Annotated in this window: 22 protein-coding genes; 10 read left to right on the top strand and 12 right to left on the bottom strand. The window is 35.1% G+C overall.

Annotated features, from left to right (window positions below; translation table 11 throughout):
- Nucleotide 1: 1 nt before the first annotated feature.
- The 7 genes from Q3Y49_RS01285 to Q3Y49_RS01255 form a co-directional block, all read right to left on the bottom strand.
- A complete protein-coding gene (locus tag Q3Y49_RS01285; protein ID WP_303270403.1) occupies nt 2-994 on the bottom strand; it encodes a phosphotransferase in 993 nt (330 codons plus the stop codon).
- 4 nt (nt 995-998) lie between these two features.
- Nucleotides 999-1,925: a nucleoside hydrolase gene (locus tag Q3Y49_RS01280; protein ID WP_303270402.1), complete on the bottom strand. Its 927-nt coding sequence runs from the start codon at nt 1,923-1,925 to the stop codon at nt 999-1,001.
- An 11-nt stretch (nt 1,926-1,936) separates the two neighbouring features.
- Nucleotides 1,937-2,677, bottom strand: coding sequence for an ABC transporter ATP-binding protein (locus Q3Y49_RS01275; RefSeq protein ID WP_303270401.1), 741 nt, complete (start codon nt 2,675-2,677; stop codon nt 1,937-1,939).
- Nucleotides 2,677-3,450 carry an ABC transporter permease gene (locus Q3Y49_RS01270; protein WP_303270400.1) on the bottom strand — a complete coding sequence of 258 codons (774 nt, stop codon included), beginning with the start codon at nt 3,448-3,450 and terminating at the stop codon, nt 2,677-2,679. The genes Q3Y49_RS01275 and Q3Y49_RS01270 overlap by 1 nt, the downstream gene beginning before the upstream one ends.
- Nucleotides 3,440-4,294 (bottom strand): ABC transporter permease, encoded by an 855-nt coding sequence (locus Q3Y49_RS01265; protein ID WP_303270399.1) that lies wholly within the window; start codon nt 4,292-4,294, stop codon nt 3,440-3,442. Before Q3Y49_RS01265 ends, Q3Y49_RS01270 begins: the two co-directional genes overlap by 11 nt.
- On the bottom strand, nt 4,284-5,501 hold the full coding sequence (locus tag Q3Y49_RS01260) for an ABC transporter substrate-binding protein (protein ID WP_303270398.1): 1,218 nt from the start codon (nt 5,499-5,501) through the stop codon (nt 4,284-4,286). Before Q3Y49_RS01260 ends, Q3Y49_RS01265 begins: the two co-directional genes overlap by 11 nt.
- A 98-nt stretch (nt 5,502-5,599) precedes the next feature.
- Nucleotides 5,600-6,289: a DUF2064 domain-containing protein gene (locus tag Q3Y49_RS01255; RefSeq protein WP_303270397.1), complete on the bottom strand. Its 690-nt coding sequence runs from the start codon at nt 6,287-6,289 to the stop codon at nt 5,600-5,602.
- A gap of 431 nt (nt 6,290-6,720) precedes the next feature.
- Between Q3Y49_RS01255 and Q3Y49_RS01250 the strand changes: the two genes are divergently transcribed.
- A complete protein-coding gene (locus tag Q3Y49_RS01250; RefSeq protein WP_303270396.1) occupies nt 6,721-7,797 on the top strand; it encodes a fatty acid desaturase family protein in 1,077 nt (358 codons plus the stop codon).
- Nucleotides 7,798-7,910: 113 nt separating this feature from the next.
- Nucleotides 7,911-8,285, top strand: a complete 375-nt coding sequence (locus Q3Y49_RS01245) for a carboxypeptidase regulatory-like domain-containing protein (RefSeq protein WP_303270395.1) — start codon at nt 7,911-7,913, stop codon at nt 8,283-8,285.
- A gap of 138 nt (nt 8,286-8,423) precedes the next feature.
- On the opposite strand, the gene Q3Y49_RS01240 is transcribed toward Q3Y49_RS01245, so the two are convergent.
- Both Q3Y49_RS01240 and Q3Y49_RS01235 read right to left on the bottom strand, forming a co-directional pair.
- On the bottom strand, nt 8,424-9,050 hold the full coding sequence (locus Q3Y49_RS01240; RefSeq protein WP_303270394.1) for a LysE family translocator: 627 nt from the start codon (nt 9,048-9,050) through the stop codon (nt 8,424-8,426).
- 3 nt (nt 9,051-9,053) lie between these two features.
- Entirely contained in the window at nt 9,054-10,610 is a 1,557-nt protein-coding gene (locus Q3Y49_RS01235; protein WP_303270393.1) for a GH3 family acyl-acid amido synthetase, read from the bottom strand.
- A 188-nt stretch (nt 10,611-10,798) separates the two neighbouring features.
- On the opposite strand from Q3Y49_RS01235, the gene Q3Y49_RS01230 reads away from it, so the two are divergent.
- From Q3Y49_RS01230 to Q3Y49_RS01215, 4 genes are all read left to right on the top strand, one after another.
- The gene (locus Q3Y49_RS01230; protein ID WP_303270392.1) at nt 10,799-11,458 is read left to right on the top strand and encodes a YggS family pyridoxal phosphate-dependent enzyme; all 660 of its coding nucleotides are present in this window, start codon (nt 10,799-10,801) and stop codon (nt 11,456-11,458) included.
- A gap of 251 nt (nt 11,459-11,709) precedes the next feature.
- On the top strand, nt 11,710-13,437 hold the full coding sequence (lysS, locus tag Q3Y49_RS01225; RefSeq protein WP_303272083.1) for a lysine--tRNA ligase: 1,728 nt from the start codon (nt 11,710-11,712) through the stop codon (nt 13,435-13,437).
- A gap of 165 nt (nt 13,438-13,602) precedes the next feature.
- The gene (locus Q3Y49_RS01220) at nt 13,603-13,983 is read left to right on the top strand and encodes a hypothetical protein (protein ID WP_303270391.1); all 381 of its coding nucleotides are present in this window, start codon (nt 13,603-13,605) and stop codon (nt 13,981-13,983) included.
- Nucleotides 13,984-14,049: 66 nt separating this feature from the next.
- Nucleotides 14,050-14,484, top strand: coding sequence for a universal stress protein (locus tag Q3Y49_RS01215; RefSeq protein ID WP_303270390.1), 435 nt, complete (start codon nt 14,050-14,052; stop codon nt 14,482-14,484).
- 17 nt (nt 14,485-14,501) lie between these two features.
- On the opposite strand, the gene Q3Y49_RS01210 is transcribed toward Q3Y49_RS01215, so the two are convergent.
- Entirely contained in the window at nt 14,502-16,034 is a 1,533-nt protein-coding gene (locus tag Q3Y49_RS01210) for a tetratricopeptide repeat-containing sensor histidine kinase (RefSeq protein ID WP_367892467.1), read from the bottom strand.
- A gap of 666 nt (nt 16,035-16,700) precedes the next feature.
- On the opposite strand from Q3Y49_RS01210, the gene Q3Y49_RS01205 reads away from it, so the two are divergent.
- Genes Q3Y49_RS01205 through Q3Y49_RS01190 form a run of 4 tightly spaced genes read left to right on the top strand, consistent with a single transcriptional unit; the run spans nt 16,701 to nt 19,080 of the window.
- Complete coding sequence (locus Q3Y49_RS01205; RefSeq protein ID WP_303270388.1) at nt 16,701-17,294, top strand: SOUL family heme-binding protein; 594 nt, start codon at nt 16,701-16,703, stop codon at nt 17,292-17,294.
- Nucleotides 17,295-17,353: 59 nt separating this feature from the next.
- A complete protein-coding gene (locus Q3Y49_RS01200) occupies nt 17,354-17,962 on the top strand; it encodes an alpha-ketoglutarate-dependent dioxygenase AlkB family protein (protein ID WP_303270387.1) in 609 nt (202 codons plus the stop codon).
- A gap of 59 nt (nt 17,963-18,021) precedes the next feature.
- Nucleotides 18,022-18,603, top strand: a complete 582-nt coding sequence (locus Q3Y49_RS01195) for a hypothetical protein (protein WP_303270386.1) — start codon at nt 18,022-18,024, stop codon at nt 18,601-18,603.
- Between the two features lie 45 nt (nt 18,604-18,648).
- Nucleotides 18,649-19,080, top strand: coding sequence for a PH domain-containing protein (locus Q3Y49_RS01190; protein WP_303270385.1), 432 nt, complete (start codon nt 18,649-18,651; stop codon nt 19,078-19,080).
- Between the two features lie 30 nt (nt 19,081-19,110).
- On the opposite strand, the gene Q3Y49_RS01185 is transcribed toward Q3Y49_RS01190, so the two are convergent.
- The gene (locus Q3Y49_RS01185) at nt 19,111-19,533 is read right to left on the bottom strand and encodes a secondary thiamine-phosphate synthase enzyme YjbQ (RefSeq protein ID WP_303270384.1); all 423 of its coding nucleotides are present in this window, start codon (nt 19,531-19,533) and stop codon (nt 19,111-19,113) included.
- A 210-nt stretch (nt 19,534-19,743) separates the two neighbouring features.
- Entirely contained in the window at nt 19,744-21,342 is a 1,599-nt protein-coding gene (locus tag Q3Y49_RS01180) for a PAS domain-containing sensor histidine kinase (RefSeq protein WP_303270383.1), read from the bottom strand.
- Nucleotides 21,343-21,443: the final 101 nt, after the last annotated feature.

Genomic DNA, 21,443 nt, shown 5'->3' with positions numbered 1-21,443 from the left:
TTTAATATTTAGTCAGCATCATGACGCCTCTTTCCACTAGTGCTTTCCTTTCTTCCAGTGTTTGACTGATCGGTAGTTGAGCTAATCCTAAGATTCTTCGCATCATTTCCACAGCCATGAATTTCATCATTAATACATCATCGAAGGGCGCTTTTTCTTTGTAGAAATCCATTGCTTTCTGGATAATAGGGTAGGGTTGTTTTGCCAAATATAAATGTGCCATACATACTCCTATTTCAAATTCCTTAGGACCAAAAAAGCAAAATTCAGGATCGATGATTTTTAAGCCTGATTTGGTATTGAGCCAGCTTCCCGGAAAGTAGTCTCCATGTAGTAAGTGCTTGCCATCAGATAAATACAGATCACCAAGCTGCTTGAGTGCTAAATGAAGTGCTTCATTACGAATTATACTTTGTTTCACAGCTTCCAATCCTGGCATAACATCATCCAAATTCATCCCGTTATCTTTCATAAAAGGGAATTTGAAGATATGCTCATGATTAAGCTGCCGCATTTCCTTATTCTGAATGGTTTTCGAGCTACTGTCAGTTGTAAAATGGGTGTGTAAATCGGCTATGAAGTGCATGATTTCTTTGAGCTCGGTTTCAGATAAGTTCTTACCCTCCTGATATAAAAAAGAGTAATCACTACTCTCGCCCAGATCTTCCATCAGGATGATATGGTTTTCTTCATCGACCGCTATAATTTCAGGAGTTCTACGACTTAAATCGGGGTTCTTTCTAATAATTTCATAGAATTCAGATTCTCTTAGAACCCGTTCTGCTGGAGCGGGTACTTGTGGAAACTTTTCAACAAAATCACGACTTTGTTTTATGATGAAAGAGTGGTCATTTGAAGTTCTACATCTTAAGGTAAAGTTCATATTCCCTTCACCAGGCTTTTCAACTGAAGCTACTTTTTCATTTTCTTCTAACCATTTTTTATCGCTTAAATAACTATCGATGGTTTCTAATTGATTGTCAAGTTTAATCATAGTGCTAGCTTTTTTTGGTTAAAGAATCCATTAATTTTTCATGATAGTCTGATACCACATCATGGCAGTATTTTACAGGAAATGATCCCTCACTACGACACAGCAGGTAGTTCTTGAATACTAACTTGTCATTGTCCTTTACTGTATCGTCTGGATGAATTTCTAATTGTGCTTTTAGGTCTTCACTGATAATATCTTCGGGTGATATGATGTAGTGGCTCGCCAAAACATCAAAAGGATTAAAACCACTAGCGCCTTGATTGATCCATTGTGCTAACCATGGCTGAGAATGCTCTGCTAGCCATTTATTTCCGGCCTCGCCATTATCTAGTTTTTTTAGATCATCTGATCCAATCCATACTTTGCTTGAAATTTCGAAAGGACATAAAGTGACAGGGACACCTGCTTCAAACATGATGTTAAAAGCTTGATTATCTAAATCGAAATTTAAATCCCTTGCATGATTTCCTTGATTGCCAATTTTGAAATAATCAGTTGGTTTTCTTCTTCCAGCCACTAGAACTACTTCTTTAATTTGGTTTTTCAATTCAGGATATTGCAAAAGTAATATTCCCACATTGGTAGCTGGACCGATAGCTAAAATGGTCAATTGAGTTTCTTTCAAGGCTGTTGCCAAAGCTTCCACAGCATCATTGGTTTCTACCTTGCTAAGATCAATTGCTGTCCCAGCTCCTTTGTAAACAGGGATTTCATTCTTAGCAAATTCTTTACTCATTTGCTGACAAAGTCTGTAGGCGTCATCAATTAGAGTATTTCCAAATACTGCACTTATCCCCTTTATATGGATATTTTCAGCTTTAAATAATTGTAACAGTGCGTATCCGTCATCCACATCGCAATATCCTTCTCTGATGTGTCTTTTCATGCCTACAGAGAGGTCGGTATCAATCCAAATATTTTTCGTTTCCATATATTTTTGATTTAAATTATGTCTTGTTCTTTTGGGATTAGATTTTCCCAAAAGCCGATTTCATTTTGCACACCAGTTGAAGGGTCTGCTATAAATTCTTCTTTATTTTTATATAATTTGAGTTTTCCACTTTGCATAAAGGCAATTTCATCCCCCATTAGTATAGCTTCTTTCAAATCGTGGGTGACAAAAAGTGAGGTGATCTTAAATTTATGTGCTATGTCTTTAAATAATTGTTGCATTCTTTGCCGAGTGCCGGCATCTAGGCTACCAAAAGGCTCATCTAATAGAAGCAAAGCAGGGTTGATGATGATGGCTCTTCCAAAGGAAACCCTTTGTCTTTGCCCCCCTGAAAGCTGATGAGGCATTTTTTGGCCATGATTTTCCAATTCCAAAAGCTCCAGCATTTCCTTGACCTTGCTTTGAATATGCTCTTCTTTTTGTTTTTTTATTCGAAGACCAAATGCAATATTTTCGAATACATTTAAGTGTGGGAAAAGTAAATCTTCTTGGTAGAGGTAAACGATATTTCTCTTCTCAGCTTCCAATTCGCTGATATCATTCCCATCCAAAATTATATTACCACTGTCTGCCTTAAGCAAGCCACCAATTATTTTAAGCATGCTGGTTTTTCCACAACCAGATTTACCCAAAATGCTTAAGGTTTTTTGCGGAGCTAGCGAAAAATTCAGATCCTTTACGATCTGCTCTTTGCCAAAGCTTTTATTAATATGTTGAATTTCTAAAAACATCAGGTCAGTTTATTAAATACATATTTCTTGTTGATATACATCAGAACTAATGGCGGTAAAATCAATAAGCAGCAGCTTAAAGCACCATAGAAGTAGTTGGCCTCGCGGATGAATAAAAATACTTTGATGGTGAGGGTTTGCACTTTGCCAACTCCAATTACAGATGTTAAACCATATTCAAACCAAGAAATCAGGAATGTTTGAAAGAAGCAGACCAAGAGCATTCCTTTGGCCAATGGAAATAAAACTTTCGTGAAACTATACAGTCTATTTCCACCTAGTGTCGAGACTAAATCTTCCATATTTTTTGTTTTTTGCCCCCAAAAACTATTAAAGAAAATCAGTGCATAAGGAAAGCTAATCATGAATTGAGCTACAATCACGCCCGTCATTTGACCGAAAATCCCAAGCTTGAGGAAGAAATAACTTAAGCATGCCCCAAAAACAACAGGGGAGATAATGTAAGGGAAATAGCTTAATAAGGTGAAGGTGTTCTTTCTAGGATGATAGGCAATATTCCGGCTGATAATAAAACCACTAAGAGTGGCAGTAAATCCTACGGAAACAGAAATGATGATAGATTGTAGAAAGCTCCACAATAAGCCTGTTTCTGAAATCAATAAGGCCTTCCAGTTTTTTAACCCGAAATACTCAGGCATAACATTTGGGAATGACCATTCTGCAGAAAGAGACAGCCAAAGTAGATACACAAAGGGAAACAGTATCAGCAATACCATGATCGATAAGAAGAAAGGCTTTAAACTAATACGCATTGTTTCTCAGTTTTTTTCGTGAAAAAATGAATATAGTCGCTGACATAATGACTACTGTGTAGACCACCGCCATTACATAACCTTCTGAGGTTTTAGTAAGGTCAAATTGTTTTAATTCTCGTAAAATCAGCACCGATAGCATTTGAGGAGATTCTTGACCTAAAATTAGCGGTACTTCATAAGCGCCTAATAAGAAAATGAAGTACAGCACAATTAAAACCCAAGACTTTTTGAGCATAATCGGTAAGCTCACTTTGAGTGCTATTTGTTTTTTGTTTGCTCCCAGTGCTCTGGATAATTGGCTTAGCTCTTCTATTCTTTCATCTTTATATATATTTAAATAAAGCAGAATGAAGAAAGGAGTTAGCAGACTAATGAAAGTAATGATGATGCCAATGGCCCAATTATCATTCACTAAATCAGGAAATTGCTGTGCTGTTTCAATCCAATTGAGCTGATAGCTTAATCTTGCAAAAAATCCTGATTGAGCGAATAATTGATAAGTAAAAAATGCGGAAACGATACCGGGAACTGCCAAGGGCATATAAATAATAAAAGATAAGTACTTATTATTGAAGCCTTCTTTGAATTTCAAAACTACCCATAGTGCCAAACTAACGGATAGAAATACACCTACTGCAGCAATAATTCCACTGTATAAAAAGGAGGTTCCTAGAGTGCCTGATGTAAAAACCTCTTTCCAAAACGATAAAGTAAAGCCTTCATTAACTACCCCAATGATCCCGAAAGAATAGAGCAAAGCATAGCCAAATGCGAGCGTAAATGGTAGTACAGCAAATACCACGAATAGCACAAAACCGATATGTTTTCCCTTATTTTTCAATCACGTAGGTTCTAAAATCTTCGTAAATATTAAGCATATACTCTGGAGCTGGCTCTTTTATAGCATTCTCAGATAATTCGTCCAAAGAAGGGCCGTATTGCCTTGCAGTAATTTTTTCAAATTTGTCTTTGTACTCGGTAGGAAGCTTTGAAATATCCAATACTGGATTGGCATTCATACCTGAAGGTTCCGCTCTCTTCAATTGAGCTTCGGGTGAAATCAGGAAATTAATGACTTGCATAGCCCCCGCTTTATTGGTCGCGTTATAGGTGATCCCTAAATAATTAGAGTTTAGGATAGTTCCGTTTTTCCAGGCATAACCTTTTGTACTTTCTGGAAATAATCCTTGTAAAACTTTTTCTTCAATTCCACCTTCACTGAATCCATAAGTGAGCAGTATTTCTCCAGATGAAAACATCTGATCCATTTTGCTGTGTTCTTTGGGAAATGTCTGTCCTTCTTTCCAGAAGTATTTTCGATTTCGATTGATGTATTCCCAAAGTTGAGTGGAAAGCGTATCATATTTCTGTTGATCAAATTCACCATCCAATCCATCAGGACTGCCGCTCAATTCGGCCATATAGCATTTTAACAAGGTCATGCCTGAGAAATCATTGGATATAGTGAAAGTGCCAGGATTTACTTTTACAAATGTTTCTAGTTCAGCAAGTGTCTTAGGTGGGGCAGGGGTTTTAATAGAATCATAAACAAAAGCAAATTGATTGATCCCCCATGGGCATTCCATCCCGTTTATTTCTTGCTGAAAATCTATCCCGATAAATGGATTATTAAAGTCAATATATTGTGAATTAGGAAGTTTCTCTGTGAATGGACCCCAAAGTCCTTCTATTTTTCTAAGTTGAAAGAATGTTTCTCCATTAATCCAAACCATATCTACTTGTCCCTTTTCAGAACCCGCTTGCTTTTCACCCATCATCAATTGCACGATTTCCGGCCCTTGACCGCTGCTAATATTCAGTGTGATGTTGTGCTTTTCTTTTAAAGTAGGTTTTACATAATTGTTGATATAATCATTGACGATCGGGCTTCCTTGCCACATCATAAAATTGACAGTGGTATCATTGGCCTGTTGTTCTATTTCTTGCCACGAAGCTTGCTTCCAGTTTCTGGATTCTTTAGGGTTTTCACAACTCATCAAAAATAGGGTAATAGCAAACAGCAAAAAGAATAAAAATCTTTGCATCATAATTTTGTATCGTGTTTTAATAATTAATAGGAACAAGCAAACTCGTGAGTTGTGGATCTTTCATTCTCCAAGAGATGCTATAAAAAGAAGCGGTAAATTTATGTTATTGGGGGTGCTCGTAAAGGGGAGTCTTTGAAAATATAAAAGTTGTGCGATTTTATTTGAAATTCAATTGCTATTCCTTTAAATCCTTGAAGCAGTTGAGCAATTAATTTCAAGAACGACTTTGTAAATGATTTCTGCCTGGATAAGAATCGGATATCGTGAAAAGAATTGATATCTCTATATTGGTTTAATTCTACTAGTTCGGTCGTTTCTTCACAGAGTTGCGAAAGCTCCTCATAAAGTGTATTTTTTTGCCAATTTAGTTTTTCAAATTGTGACTTATCGAAAGATTTTTTCTGAATAGCTATCAAATAAGCGCCCCCTCTTGTATCTGGGCCTAAAACTGATTTGCCACTTTGGAGAGATTGAGATAATTCAATCCAATTAATGTTTTGTAGGTCAGGACAATCATTACCAACGGAAATTACTTGTTCATAGCCCAAATCAAACATTGCCTGATAGGCATTTGCAATTCTTTCTCCAAAGGAATTCCCTATTTGCTTTGCTTCGTTGAAATGATAAACAGGAATTCCAGATGATTGAATAGCAGTACTAGCCCTCGTAATCAGCATTTCAGCAAGCATTTGATTTTTGGATTGCTCCTTAAACCATGATTTTTGCTTTGCCTCCTCGGCTTTATTTCGGCTGAAGAAAATGAGCGCTATGTTGTTCTGCTTTTTCAAATTGTAGCAATGATAAATCCAAAGTTATAAATGTATTGTCAAACTAACGACTTTTAAGACAATAGCGGATTTACAAATTGTCAATTTTATCAAATAACTTGAAATAATTACAATTGTTTTAGTTTTTGAATGCTCAATCCAATGTTGATTATCTGTTCAATTGTTTGACTTTATTTCAAATGAAAATCTAAATAGAAATACGAGGTTATTGAATTTCCATTCTATTGGGAAGTTATTTAAAATTGTTTACGAATGTTTCGTATTTGTTTAATAATTGTAGAAGTTTCCGAATAAAATACTTCACAAAAAGGATTATTTTTCCACATTTGTCGATTTATTTGTTAATTTCTATGAGTACTTATGAATTACTTCTAATTTTATGAACGAAACATTAGATTTGCTCGTTTAGCAAGTCAATTATTGAATTAACTATGCAAGAAGTATCAGCAACAAAAATCACTGACAACAACTTTTTCCCAACACTGAAAAAGAAGGTTGACGCCTATTTCAAACAAAACGATTTGAAAACCTGGGGTAACAGCAAACTTTATACTAAAGCCACTATTTTATTGGTTTCTTTTGCTACCCTTTACAGCTTAATTGTATTTGTAAGCATGCCAGTATGGCTTTCTATTACATTGTGTGCAATATTTGGTTTGAATTTAGCCGCAATTGGTTTCAATGTTATGCACGATGGAGCTCATGGTAGTTTCTCTAATAATAAGCATGTAAATTATATGATGGGACTTACCTTAAACTTAATGGGGGGCGTAGTTTTCATTTGGAAAAATAAACACAATAAGAATCACCACTCTTTCACTAATATCGAAGGAATGGATGATGATATTAATATTGGTCCTTTTATTAGAGTATCAACCCATCAAAAGAAAAGATGGTATCATAAATTTCAACATGTTTATGCATATCCTCTTTATGCTACTTCGTACGCATTTTGGGTTTTCTTTCAAGACTTTAAGAAGTATTTCACAAGAAAAGTTGCCAATACAGAATTAGCAAAAATGAGTGCAAAAGAGCATATCATCTTTTGGGCTACAAAATTAGCGTATATCACAACATTCTTTGTACTGCCAATCTTAATGAAAGGAGTTTTAGCAACTGTACTTGGATATCTAATCGTATCAGTTGTAACTGGCTGGACTATTGGGGTGGTATTTCAATTAGCTCACGTAGTTGAATCTACTGATTTCCATGATGCACCTGTTGAAGGAGAAAAAATCATTCCTACAGAATGGGCTATTCATCAAATCAGAACTACTGCTAATTTCGGAACAAAAAGTAAAGTTTTAAATTGGTATACAGGCGGTTTGAATTTCCAAGTTGAACACCACTTATTCCCAAGAATTAGCCATGTGCACTACCCGGCAATCAATAAGTTAGTGAAAGAAACTTGTGAGCAATTCAATATTGCTTATAATGAATTTCCATCCATGATGGCCGCTATGGGGTCGCATACAAGGCACTTAAAATTAATTGGGCAAACTGCTTAATTATTAAAAAGCATTAAATTAAAAGCAACAGACCGGAAGGTTTGTTGCTTTTTTTGTTTTAGGAATAAAAACTATTCCGTTTAGTAGTCGTATCTAGTCAAAAATCTTAAACTATGAAAAAATTAACATTCACATTGTCTCTTTTAGTCGTATCGGCTTTTTTGTTTTTTCAATTCACCCCAAAGAATGACAACAGTCAATTTCTTAAAACTAATTTAAGGATTGTAATTCAAGATGATTTAGGGAATATTCAAGAAGGTGCAACAGTGACACTTTATGGAAATAATGACGATTACAGAAAGAGTGAAAATCCTGTAGCAGAGTCTCAAGTTACCGACAAGAAGGGAAGGGTCACTTTCAAAGATTTAGAGCCAAAAGTTTATCATATCCATGCTGAAAAAGGCAAAATGAATAATAATAATTTAGGAGTTCAAACAGACACCCTGGAAGGCGGTAAGTTAAATAAAGTGGCTATTGTGATTCAATAGGGTATGACTTCAAAAGCCTGTCAGGTTTTACCATTGATTTTAAAACCTGACAGCCAATACCTCTTAATTACAGAGAAGAAAAATTGCTGACTAGATGATCTATTTAAGCATCGGAACTGGATGTTGCATTATGATAGATTAGTTATAATGCTCAAAGGCGTGATAAAACAGTCTAAATGAGAATAAAATGAGTGCTACTCCTACTATTTTATTCATAATATTTAATTTCCTGGGCGTCACCCATGCCCTTAAGCGGTGAGAAAGCGCCACTTTGGAAAAATCAGTAATTAATAAAGTGGCAATAATTCCAGTAAAAAATACAATAATTTCAGCTTGATCATATTGATAACTTTTGGTGACTAGTGTCATTACGCCAAGCCAATAAAGTAGTACGAAGGGGTTAATGCCATTTAAGATAAAGCCTTTTGCAAATTGCTTGAAGAAATTAGATCTTTGTGTATTGACTTGTTGTTCCTCTAGTTTTACACTCTTTTTCCTAAGACTCATTATTCCTGTAATCAAGATAATAAATCCGCCTGCAGCACCCATCCAAAAAGAAACAACATCATTATTTTCAAAAAGCTTCACACTAAAATACATTAGGAAAATGTAAGCGGTATCAGCAATAGCTATACCTAAAGCCATGTAAATTCCCGCCTTGAATCCTTTGATAATGCTATTTTGGATCAATGCAAAAAAAACTGGCCCTAACATTACGGCCAGTAACAATCCGAACAATACACCATTGGTGATAACTGAAATCATATTTTATTGAATGCTTTTTTCGGCTAAATACGATAACCAATCTTTTTGCTTATCGCCTTTTAATACTCGGGGAAATTTATTCTGGCCGCCCACTTTTCCGTTTCTTTCCATAAATTCAATAAATACATCATTGGGTAGCACTTTAACACTTATATCTTTCAAGGCAGCAATTCTTTCTACTTTGTAATCATCATTTAAGTCTTTCAATCTAGCATCTAATTTGTCTTTCAAAATAGCTTCATCAACTTCTGTATTATCTGTTCCAACATACCAATCATGTCCGAATAAAGATCCATGCTTAACGCCTAAGACAGTAAATTCTTTTAAATCAAATCCTAAGTCATTAGAGACATCTAATAATGCATGGTTCATATTATCAACTGATAAATGCTCACCGCAAAGGCTTAAAAAATGCTTGGTTCTACCCGTTATTATGATTTCTGAATCCGCCTTAGAAACAAACTTTATCGTATCACCTATGAGATATCTCCAGGCACCGGAGCAAGTTGTAATCAGAAGTGCATACTCAACGTCTTCCTCTACCTCATCTATCATTAGGGTTTTTGGATTCCCTAACATATTGCCGTCTTCGTCAAAGTTATCACCTGGAAATGGGATAAATTCATAGAATATCCCGTTGTTTAAAACCAATTTCATACTATCAGCTCCTTGAGACCCTTGAAAAGCAATAAATCCTTCAGAAGCCAGGTAGGTTTCTATGTAATTAATATCTCTTCCCAAAAGTCTTTCAAATCCTTTTTTATAAGGCTCGAAAGCGACTCCACCATGAACATAAATTTCAAAATTGGGCCAAATTTCATGGATATTATTAAGATTATAGTGCTTAATGATTTTTTCTATTAATATCGTTATCCATGCAGGAACACCAGCTATAATGGTGATATTCCAATCCTTTGCCTTTAATGTCATTTGCTCCAGTTTGTCTTCCCAATCTTTCTTTCGAGAAATAGCTTTTCCCGGCTTATAAAAGCGCTGAAACCAAAAAGGAATCCTAGAAGTAGTAATTCCACTCAAATCTCCTTCAGCATAATTTCCGTTATCTTGCAGATCAGTACTTCCTCCAACCATTAGTGTACCTCCCTCAAATACTGAAGAAGGCAAGCCTTCATATCGTGATAGAGACAAGATCTGACGGACACTGGTTTTTTGGATGGCTTTCACCATCTCTAAAGATACTGGAATGTGTTTTGAGGAGGATCCTGAAGTTCCTGAGCTTAAAGCAAAATATTTAATGGCCCCATGCCAAGTTACATCCTTTTCGCCCTCAAGGCATTTGTGCCACCAGTTTTTGAACATTTTATCGTAGTCGTGAACTGGTACTTGGTTCTTGTAGTCTTCATAAAAACTTTTATTGTCATGTTTTTTTAAAGATTGCAGAATCCCAGAAAAATTATGAGCCTTACCAAACTGCGTATTTCGAGCGGCAATGATTAATTTGCGAAATTCAGTTTTTTGTAATTCAAATGCAGGAGTGAAATCCTGATCCAAACTCTCTCGAATACGTATGCCTTGTTTTATAAGATTACCTAAGAGTGTCATTTATGATATGGTTGATATTCAAAAATTAAAATTTAAGTGAATGAAAAATCTTAAACTTTTACCTTTGATTTTAATTATTAAAAAATAGTTCAGAAGGCAAATATATAACATTCAAAATACATAAAAATAAATTTATGTTAAAGTGATTTTTTTATTTACTTTAATCAGATCCTAAAAAAAGAGTTTTCATGAGTATAGCAGATAAATTAAAAACAGTTAAAGAATCCTTGGGGAATTGCCAACTGGTTGCAGTAAGTAAGACAAAGCCCAATGAAGATTTGATTCAAGCTTATGAAGCTGGACAAAGAGCTTTAGGTGAAAATAAAGTTCAGGAATTGACCGATAAAGCTGAAGCCTTACCGAAAGATATTGAATGGCACATGATTGGGCATTTGCAGAGAAATAAAGTGAAATATATTGCTCCATTCGTGCATTTGATCCATTCAGTGGACAGTGTTCGTTTGCTAAAAGAAATTAATAAACAAGGTAGAAAAATTGATAGGGTTATTCCTGTACTGCTGCAAATTCATATTGCGGAGGAAGAAAATAAGTATGGCTTAGATGAAGAGGAGCTGCATGAATTATTATCATCGGAAGCCTTTAATGAAATGAATCATGTAGATGTGCAGGGTTTAATGGGTATGGCAACTTTTACAGACGATAAAGATAAAATTAGGCGAGAATTCAAAAGTCTGAAAAAGTTGTTTGACAAAACTGCGAAAGACTACAATGATGAAAAACTGAACCTAAAGGAATTATCGATGGGAATGAGTGGGGACTATGAAATTGCCATTGAAGAAGGTAGTACGATGGTGAGAATAGGTAGTAAAATTTTTGGGGAAAGGTAATATTGGGAATTCCATTTATTTCCCATAGTAAAAAGTGAGATTAGAATTTTACTATTACTATGTAGTTTTTCAGTAGAATACTCCCTCTACTATCTTTAAAAACCGTTAAATTTTAAAATCTCCAAAGGACCTTAAAACATGGAGATGGCTATAGAATCTAGCCATTAAGTATCAAAATTTAAACAACTTTCTTCTATCTTTGCAGACTAAAATAGTAGAAAGGCGATTCCAAAATATATTAGCAAAAAATGATGCATTTAAGCGAACAGGAAATTGAAAGAAGAAAAGGTAGGGAAGAACTACAGAAATTGGGGATCAATCCTTATCCCGCAGAAACATTTGATATTAATGTGACCGCTAAAGATATCAAACAAAACTATGATAGCGATAAGCTGAATTATAAAAACATTAGCATTGCTGGGCGTTTGATGAGCAAGAGAATCATGGGAAAAGCGTCTTTTGCTGAGATTCAAGATAGTACGGGTAGAATTCAAGTGTATGTGAACAGAGATGAAATCTGTCCAGATGAAGATAAGACATTTTATAATACCGTTTTCAAGAAATTATTAGATATCGGTGATATCATAGGTATCAAGGGCTATGTTTTTACCACGCAAGTCGGTGAAATTTCAATACACGTAAAAGAATTTTTTGTATTGAGCAAGTCTTTACGTCCATTGCCTATCACTAAAGAAACTACTGACGAGCAAGGAAATGTAAAAAGACACGATGCTTTTACAGATTCGGAGCAAAGATACCGTCAGCGTTATGTGGATATGATTGTGAATCCTGAAGTTAGAGATACTTTCAGGAAAAGGACTCAATTGGTAAACTCTATGCGCTATTTTTTAGGCGATAAGGGATACCTAGAAGTTGAGACTCCTATTTTGCAACCACTTTATGGTGGAGCAGCAGCACGGCCATTTAAAACTCATCATAATACCTTAGATATGACTTTATATCTAAGAATTGCCAATGAATTATACCTAAAAAGATTAATTGTTGGTGGATATGATGGCGTATTCGAATTTGCAAAAGATTTCAGAAATGAAGGAATGTCCCGTTTTCATAATCCCGAATTTACACAAGTTGAGTTGTACGTTGCTTACAAAGACTATGAGTGGATGATGAATTTGGTAGAAGAAATGGTGGAGAAAGTAGCCATGGATATTCACGGAACCACAGAAGTAAAAGTAGGTGAGAACATAATTAATTTCCAAAGGCCATGGAAAAGATACACCATGTATGAAGCCATTGAGCATTTTACTGGTATTGATATCTCGGAAATGAATGAGGAGGAGTTGAGGAAAACGGCCGAAAAGCTGCATGTTCCAATTGATGACTCTATGGGTAAAGGGAAGTTGATCGATGAGATTTTTGGTGAGAAATGTGAAGCGCAATTAATTCAGCCAACTTTCATAACAGATTACCCGATTGAAATGTCTCCCCTGGCTAAAAAACACCCAACTAAAGAAGGTTTAGTGGAAAGGTTTGAAGCCATTTGTAATGGAAAAGAAATTTGTAATGCATTCTCCGAGTTGAATGATCCAATTGATCAGCGCCAACGATTTGAAGAGCAATTAGAATTAGGTAAAAGGGGAGATGATGAGGCTATGATGCTGGATGAGGACTTCTTGCGTGCGCTGGAGTATGGTATGCCACCAACAGCAGGTTTGGGTATCGGAATTGATCGTCTAAGTATGATTATGACCAATAGCAACTCTATACAAGATGTTTTATTCTTCCCTCAAATGAAGCCAGAGAAAAAAGCTAAAGTAGCAACAGAAGCTGATTTTGTTGAAGCAGGAGTTCCTAAAGAATGGGCTCCAGTAGTGATGGAAGCAGGAATCAAAACGGTAGAAGAACTAAAAGAAATGAAGCATACTAAATTACATCATCAAATTTCAGGCTTGAAAAAGAAAATGAAGCTCGATATTCCGAGCGTAAGCCCTGAGGATGTAAAAGTGTGGACTAGCTAAGCACCACCTAGGTTGGCACTAGGGAGCAGGCCGCTTTTAGCTTTTTTGAGAAAAAAGGAAAATTGACATTTGAAAGTAGAGAAAAGAGCCGGTTTATCTGGCTCTTTTTGTTTTCTAAAATAGATATTATTACAACCAGAATGAGTTTTTTAGTGTCTATGTTTTATGAAAAACATCCTACTCTTTGTTGCTACAATCATTGTGGTCTTTGGTTGTTCAGAATCTAACATCAACCCTGCAGCGGTAAATATTCGTTTGGTGAATAAAAGTGATTTTAATTTCCAGAACATTGTCGTGAATACCTCAACTGGAAACGTTGATTTCGGAGATTTGAAAAGTGGCAAATCCTCTGACTATAAAGTATTTGATACGGCCTATCGATATGCTTATGTTAAGTTAGAAATTAAGGGAAACACTCTTACAATTCAACCGTTTGATTATGTTGGAGAAACTCCCTTAAAGAACGGTAAATATTCCTATGAGCTGTATACTGACAATCCAAATGAAGAGTTTGGGTCATTAGCAATTGAACTTGTTGAAGAATAAAACATAAGATTATCTTTTTGGCTTAAAAATCGTTATTTTACAAACTAGTATCTAACTAAAAGCCTTATGAAAAATATATTTGTATCGATCGATTTTAAAGAGCAGGAGCAACTATTATTAGATAAGGCATTTGAACTTGCGAAAGCTTTTGATGCTAAAATCTGGTTGGTACACATAGCTGCACCAGAGCCTGATTTTGTAGGGTATGGAGTTGGTCCACAATATGTGAGGGCAATGCGTGCTTCCGAGCTTAGAGAAGAACATCATTTGCTTCAAAAGTACTCACAGAAACTGATTAAAAAAGGAGTAGAATCGGAGGCTTTATTAGTTCAAGGAGCTACGGTAGAAATGATTATTAAAGAAGCCAAGAAATTAGATGCGGATTTAATTATTACGGGGCACCATGATCACAACTTTTTGTACAAGGCATTTATGGAAAGTGTTTCTAATGGATTAATAAAAAAATCAAAGATACCCTTACTACTGGTTCCATTGATTTAGATCTTAGCCTAAGGGAATTATGAGGTTTTGTGCAGTGGAATACGCACAGAGAACAATGTTCCCTTACCCTTAGTACTTTCTACAGACATTTTGCCTCCTATATTTGTAAGCAACTCATTTGAAATTCTTAAACCCAAACCAGACCCTGAATGCTCTGTTCCACTCTCTTGCGATAATGATTTTAAAGAAAGTATCTTTTCTAAATCAGACTTTTTCATGCCAATACCTTCGTCTTTTACCGTGATATTTAAACGATCAGATGATTCCTCCGAAATAATTTTTATTTCGGTATTCTTATCAGAAAATTTTATAGCATTGGAAACAAGATTGTTTAGTATTATAAAAAGTAACTCTTTATCCGAGTAAAACATTAATTCCTCGTTAATATTTGTCTTTATCTTTATTTGTTTTTTTTGTAATTCGCTACTATGATAACTTTTAATTTCATTAACAAACTCACCTAATTGAATCACTTGCCTTTGAACTTCGTAGCCTTCAAGTTGAGTTTTAATCCATGCTATCGTATTGTTGATAGCCAGTTTTGATTTTTTTAATTTTTCAAGAAGTGTTTTTGAATGCTCTGAAGCTTCTTCAGGAGTCAAGTATTTCTTGATTAGCATATTTAGCATGCTTTCCAAAGTGTTCATTGGCGTTTTAAAATCATGAATAACTGCCGAAAAAATCTTGTCTTTGATTTTATTTAGATTATTTAATTCATCTCTTTGGATGGCTAATTGAGAATTGGCTGTATTAATCGTTTGATTACTTTCCTGTAATCTTCGATTCAGTCTTTTGGTGTTCCTATAAAACAAGAAAATTGAAATAAATAAAAGAAAAAGTAAGACTGCAGTGATGATACCTAATGTGGTGTAGTATTTTTGCTTCTCCGCCTCCTTTTCTTTTTCCGTAATTTGAATTTCCGCTTGCCTCATCCTGAATCTATTCAGTTGACTAAGGTTTTCACTGGGCTGAATTCTCTTTTGAAGTAATACCAATTGCTCTAGATAGTGATAAGCGCTATCTTTTTGATCCGATCTCTTCCACAGTTCGTACAAAAGTTTCGCACTGTTTTCAGCTATCTTTAAGTGTTCATCGAAAATTGCGAGTTGGAAAGCCTTTCTTCCAAATTCACGCGCACTCACATATTGTTGAGTCATAAATTTTGAGCTAGCTATGCCATACAAACAATTAGATTCGATATATGGATTTAGTAATCCTTCTTTTCTTCCAAGTTCCAACACCCTTTCAAACTCTCGTTCCGCTTCACTATAGTTTTTCTGCTTAAGTTGAATTTCTGCCTTAGTTGATAACGCATGAAGCAATGTGCTACGATCCTGTTCTTCTGTTGACATTTTGATAGAGATTTCAGCATATTTAAGTGCTGAATCATTCATTTGTAGTTCTAGATAGGAACCTGCTAAATTGTTGTATAATTCTCCTAAAAGGTCAAACTTAAGGTTCTCTTTCGCAATTCTTATCGCTTTTAATGTGTTTTTGGCACTTATATCATAGTCCCCTAACAGATAATAACACCCCCCAATAATATTCATTGCTAATATCTGTTGGTTTGGCATGCCATTGGCGGCAAAGATTTTTGCAGCTTCGTCAAGGTATTTTACTGCCTGGACCAATTGATTAGAGTTGTGATAGATAGTCCCCAACTGCAAGTATATTTTACCCTTGCAAGAAACGCTTAGACTTTTCCCTAATCCCTCTTGCAATAGGGCTATTGCTGTTTCAGAATTTCCTTCTTGAGCTTTTTCAAGTGCCAGTGATAGGATATCTTCCGTTTTTGAGCTACACTTTTTATTATCCAATTCCTGACAGTGAGTATAAAAACTAGCTGCTGCAAATAAAAAAAATAAGCAGATGGTACTCTTCATTCAGTCTCGTTAAATGATTCTATTTAATTTAATAAGATTACTCTTTAAAAGCAATATGTTTCAATTTTGAGATCCATTTAGGCCTAGATTAAAGATGGTTTATACAATATTGAAATATGCATAAAACATTAATAATAAAGAACTGTGAATCTTATGATTTGTTCACCGTGGGATGTCCTTTGAAAGCGAACGTTCAATTCTGCAGGCGTTATGACATAGACTTGCTTTCATTGTAGTTTGGTAGCCAGGATCACTGCATCGGTCTACAGATCTAATCTTGATTGAGTGGACTGAAACCAGAAACATCAGATTGAAGAATGACGTTAACTAAGTATGAAAATTGTGTTTATTGTAATAGCAGTACTTGTTTTAGTCTTTATTTTCGTACAGGTATTTGCAATATATAGTCAAAAAGGTATTGAAACCTATGATTATGAAGTGGTTCGTAAGTTCGAGAACTTTGAGATCCGCTCTTATGAAAAGAGTCTTTTCACATCTGTAAAGCTTCCAGGTAGTAGTTATAAGAAAATGTCTAGCAAAGGATTTTCAATGCTTGCAGCATACATCTTTGGAGGAAATGACAGTAATGAAAAAATTGCTATGACCTCTCCTGTAAGTATGTCGTTGGAGGACTCTATGACTATGGGTTTTTTGGTTCCTCAAAAGTATGAGAAAGAAGATTTGCCAAAACCCAATCAGTCAAATATTGAAATTAAAGAACAAGCTCAGAGAAGAATGGCAGCCATCACTTTTGGAGGATGGGCTGATGATAGCAAAATTGAAAAGAATAAAAAGAAGCTGATTGCGTCATTGGAAGAAAATGGTATAACTTACACTAATAAGTTCTATATGTTTGGTTACAATGCTCCATATGAGCTTTTTAATCGGAAGAATGAAATTGTGGTAGAATTACCAGAAGAGAAATAAATGCATGTTTTGCCCGAACTGCTAAATCCTTTCTTCGTTATCTTGAATGCTTTACCTATATGATGTTATTTGACCAACCTTTTGATGCTGGTAAAAATCTACTTCCTTTTGATGGCACCGTGAATTACCATGGTAGAATCTTCAGTGATAATGAATCTTCCCTTTTCTACCATAAGCTCTTTGATGAAATAGAATGGGAGCACGATAAAGCCATTATTTTTGGAAAAGAAATTATCACCAAACGAAAAGTAGCTTGGTACGGAGAGAAACCTTTTTCCTATACTTATTCTAAAGTTACAAAATATGCGAAACTCTGGACACCTGCTCTCCAAGAAATAAAGCAGGAAGTGGAGAAGCGATCAGGAGAAACCTATAATTCTTGCTTATTGAATTTATATCACTCCGGTGAGGAGGGGATGGCCTGGCACAGCGATGGAGAAAAAGACTTGAAGAAAAATGGTGCTATTGCTTCTGTCAGCTTTGGAGCCGAACGGAAATTTGCCTTTAAACATAAAGATTCAAAAGAGAAAGTAGAAATTTGGCTTGAGGACGGAAGCCTTTTGGTCATGAAAGGCACAACTCAATTACATTGGCTACATCGATTGCCACCGACCAAAAAAGTACTGACTCCTAGGGTGAACCTCACTTTTCGCACTATTGAGGATTAATAAATTATTTGTATTACAACCACTAATTACTTTGCAGGGTCTATTTCAAAAACATTTTCATGCTTAGAAAACTCTTATTAATACTTGTTGGTGGGTTTGCAATCCAATTCCTACTTTCTTGTGAGAAATGTGGGCCAATCCCTACATTTGAGATGTTTTACACCGGTTTAAGTTTAAGGACTGGTGCTGAAATAGATAGTCGATTGAATTTGGATGAAGATACTATTCGAACAGAGAATTTCAGACTTGAAATCTATTTAGAGCACGAGCAAGTCGCACTTTCAGAACAAAGATCATCCTTTCATTTCGGTTTTAACAAGGCAAATGCTTTAGATTGTCCCACTCCGCTTTATAATTATTCTGACAAATTAAAAGATTTAAACATCCTGATGATTAATCAAGAGGATAGGAACCAAATGATAGATGTAACTACTAATTTTGGAAGCAATTTTAATTCTGAGATAATTAGTGTAAAAGATTTAATAGAAATACAGAATGAATATCAAGACCAGTTTTCTTTAGATTTATTGCTAGTAGATTATGATAGTATCTATGAAAAGGCAAGCTTTCAAGTAACTGCAACTTTGGAATCTGGTGAAACTTTTACAGAAGAAACAGAAGAAATTATTTTTGTAGACTGAGTAATTCTCTATATTTCACCAAGATTTATCATTACATGATAGCAAATGAAAACGAAATACCCCTCTAAAGTATCTTACGGATTGTTACTATTTATTTTCGTGATCTTTTTCGCTCCATTTTTAGTTAATGGTAGTACAACAGAATGGAGTCAGACGGTAATAATTGCGCTTGCGTTTATGATCGTGATGTATGTCTTTATATTGTATATTTTTATGCAAACCGTGTATACTATTGCAAATAAAACATTAAATATTAGAATGGGATTTATCACATTTAGGGCAATTAAGATTGACGAAATAAAGAAAATCTCAAAAACTAATAGCGTCTTTTCCTCGCCAGCTCCCTCTTTTGATCGAATTGAAATAGAGCATGGTGAATTCGGTAGTGTTATCATTTCTCCAAAGGATAAAACCTCACTATCAAAAGCTCTGGTGCAACTTAATCCTAAGATTGAGAACAGGCTAGAGGAATCCTAAAAATATCGATATACATTTGTATGGATCAAATTAATCTCCCATAACAGTAATCGTAATTCTTCTCCCACTCGCATGATTTCGGTGCTCGCAAAGATAGATACCTTGCCAAGTTCCTGTTAGAAGTTTGCCCTCTTGAATCGGTACACTTACTGAACTGCCTAAAAGAGAAGCTTTGATGTGAGCAGGCATATCATCTGCGCCTTCTTGAGTATGTTGGTAATAATCCATGTTCTCGGGCACCATCTTATTGAAATGTCGCTCAAAATCTCCTCTAACGGTGGGATCAGCATTTTCATTCAAAGTAAGCCCAGCAGAAGTGTGATGAATAAAGACATGGGCGATGCCAGCTTTTATATTTTTTAGTTGAGGCATATTTTCTTCAATTTCTCTTTCTATCAGATGAAAGCCTCGAGGGTACGGGCGAAGTGTAAATGTTTTTTGTAATGTATTCATTTCGGTGTTTGCTTTAGTAACAAGAAAGATCTAAAGTTTAATAATGGAAATAAATGAAAATTATAGACAACACTGCAGTTTAAAGACGAAAAGAGTAACCTTTGGTTTATTTGTACTCTAATCACCTGAAATAAGTAATTGTTGACTCTGAAAAGCCTGTGCCAACAGTTATTGATTGACCGTAGCTATTACACGGATGGGAAAGGAATATTATACTTGCTTTAGGCAAACTATTGAAAAAATCGTCCCTTTCTTCATTTCACTTTGTAGATGCAAATCGCACCTATTTTTGATTAACAATTCTTTTACCATTGAAAGACCAATACCTGAGCCTAATTCCCCTGCTGTCCCGTAGTTGGGTTTGCATGCTGTGCCGCTTTTAATTGCATCTATTTGTTCGCTTGATATTCCCATCCCCTCATCTTCAACAGTCACAAATAAGTTTTTAGTGTCTTGATATTGATTAATAGTGACGGTAGCGCCAATATTTGAGAACTTAATTGCATTCTGAATTAAATTTCTGAGCGCTATCTTAAAATGGTCGGGATCCATTTTTAATTTTAAGCATTCACCTTTAATTTCCACTTTAATTTCTTTTTGATTGGCAAGTGAACTGCTACCTTCAATCATTTCTTTAATTATTTTATCTGAGTCAAATTCTATTATATTAGCTTCAATATCTTCCATATTAGCCTTTGCCCAGCGAAATAAATCATCTATAGTCTCTTTAATGGGAGTAAATTCACTTTTTAGCTTTTCAATGAATTCACCAAAGTTTTCGGAAGTAATGATTTGATATCTTGTACTATTTAAGATTCCTTCAAACGTATTTAATGGACTTCTGATGTCATGCGTAACGATAGAAAATACTCTATCCTTTGACTGATTTACTTCTTCCAGTTTTCGCCTTATATTTTCTAGTTCGCTGATATCATTAATGTATCCAGCTACAGCAATTACATCGCCATTAGCATTTTTTATGGGGTTTGCTCTTCCAAAACCTACAAAAGAACTGCCATTTGGTAATAGAAAGGACTTTTTGGTTTTAATGGATTCTCCTGTTCTCACTGCTTCTTTAACTACATCGCTTTGCCAATTGGCAATATCTTGAGGAAATACTTCTTGCGCACGCTTTCCTTGAATCTGTTCTTTTTTCAGATTCAAAGCCTTTTCATAATGCCGATTCACCACTTTGTATGTCCCATCCGGATTGAATAAAGCAACGAAAAGGGAGACATTATCAATTAAATTGTAAAGTGTTTTTTCAGATTCATCCAAAGCTTTCACAGAACTTGTAAACGCGCGATAAAAATAGACGAGGAAAGAATATAGTAAAATTGCAAGAACTGTGGTGTTTTGTATTAAGATATAGAAGGATAGGTCTAACACCTGACTACTATACTGAGCCTTAAGGAATTTTAAGTAAATGATGATGCCAAATAGAACCCAATAGCGATAATGTTGAGAGGGACCACTGAAAATTAAGATAGATAAAGCCATAAAGGCAAATAAAATATTTTCAGTGTCAGTATATAATTGATTACGATAAGCATTAACTGCCAGGCCGATAATGAGGAGAGATCCAACACTTACTAGGTAGCTTCTGCCTTGAGGATGTTTATGATAGTAGCTAAATATGAAGGTGACTGCAAATAGCACACCTGCCGTAAATATGAAGACCGATTGAACCAGTAAACCCTCGAAAATAGTTAATATTCCAATTACCAAGCAAGTAGCTGTAGAAAAGAAAGCTACAGAATTAATCAGCTTAATTCGATTGATTTCCAGCTTATCTAATTCTGGCTGCATCCCCAGATTTATCAAATAGTTATAATACTCCCCCATTTTGTATTATTAATAGATGATTTGCATTTTTTAAATATACAAAAAAAATACTTACGGTATTTTTT

The organism is Marivirga harenae (genome assembly GCF_030534335.1).
In the GTDB taxonomy this organism is placed as follows: domain Bacteria; phylum Bacteroidota; class Bacteroidia; order Cytophagales; family Cyclobacteriaceae; genus Marivirga; species Marivirga harenae.
Note: the sequence above shows the minus strand (reverse complement) of the source record. Positions and strands in the feature narration are given on the sequence as shown.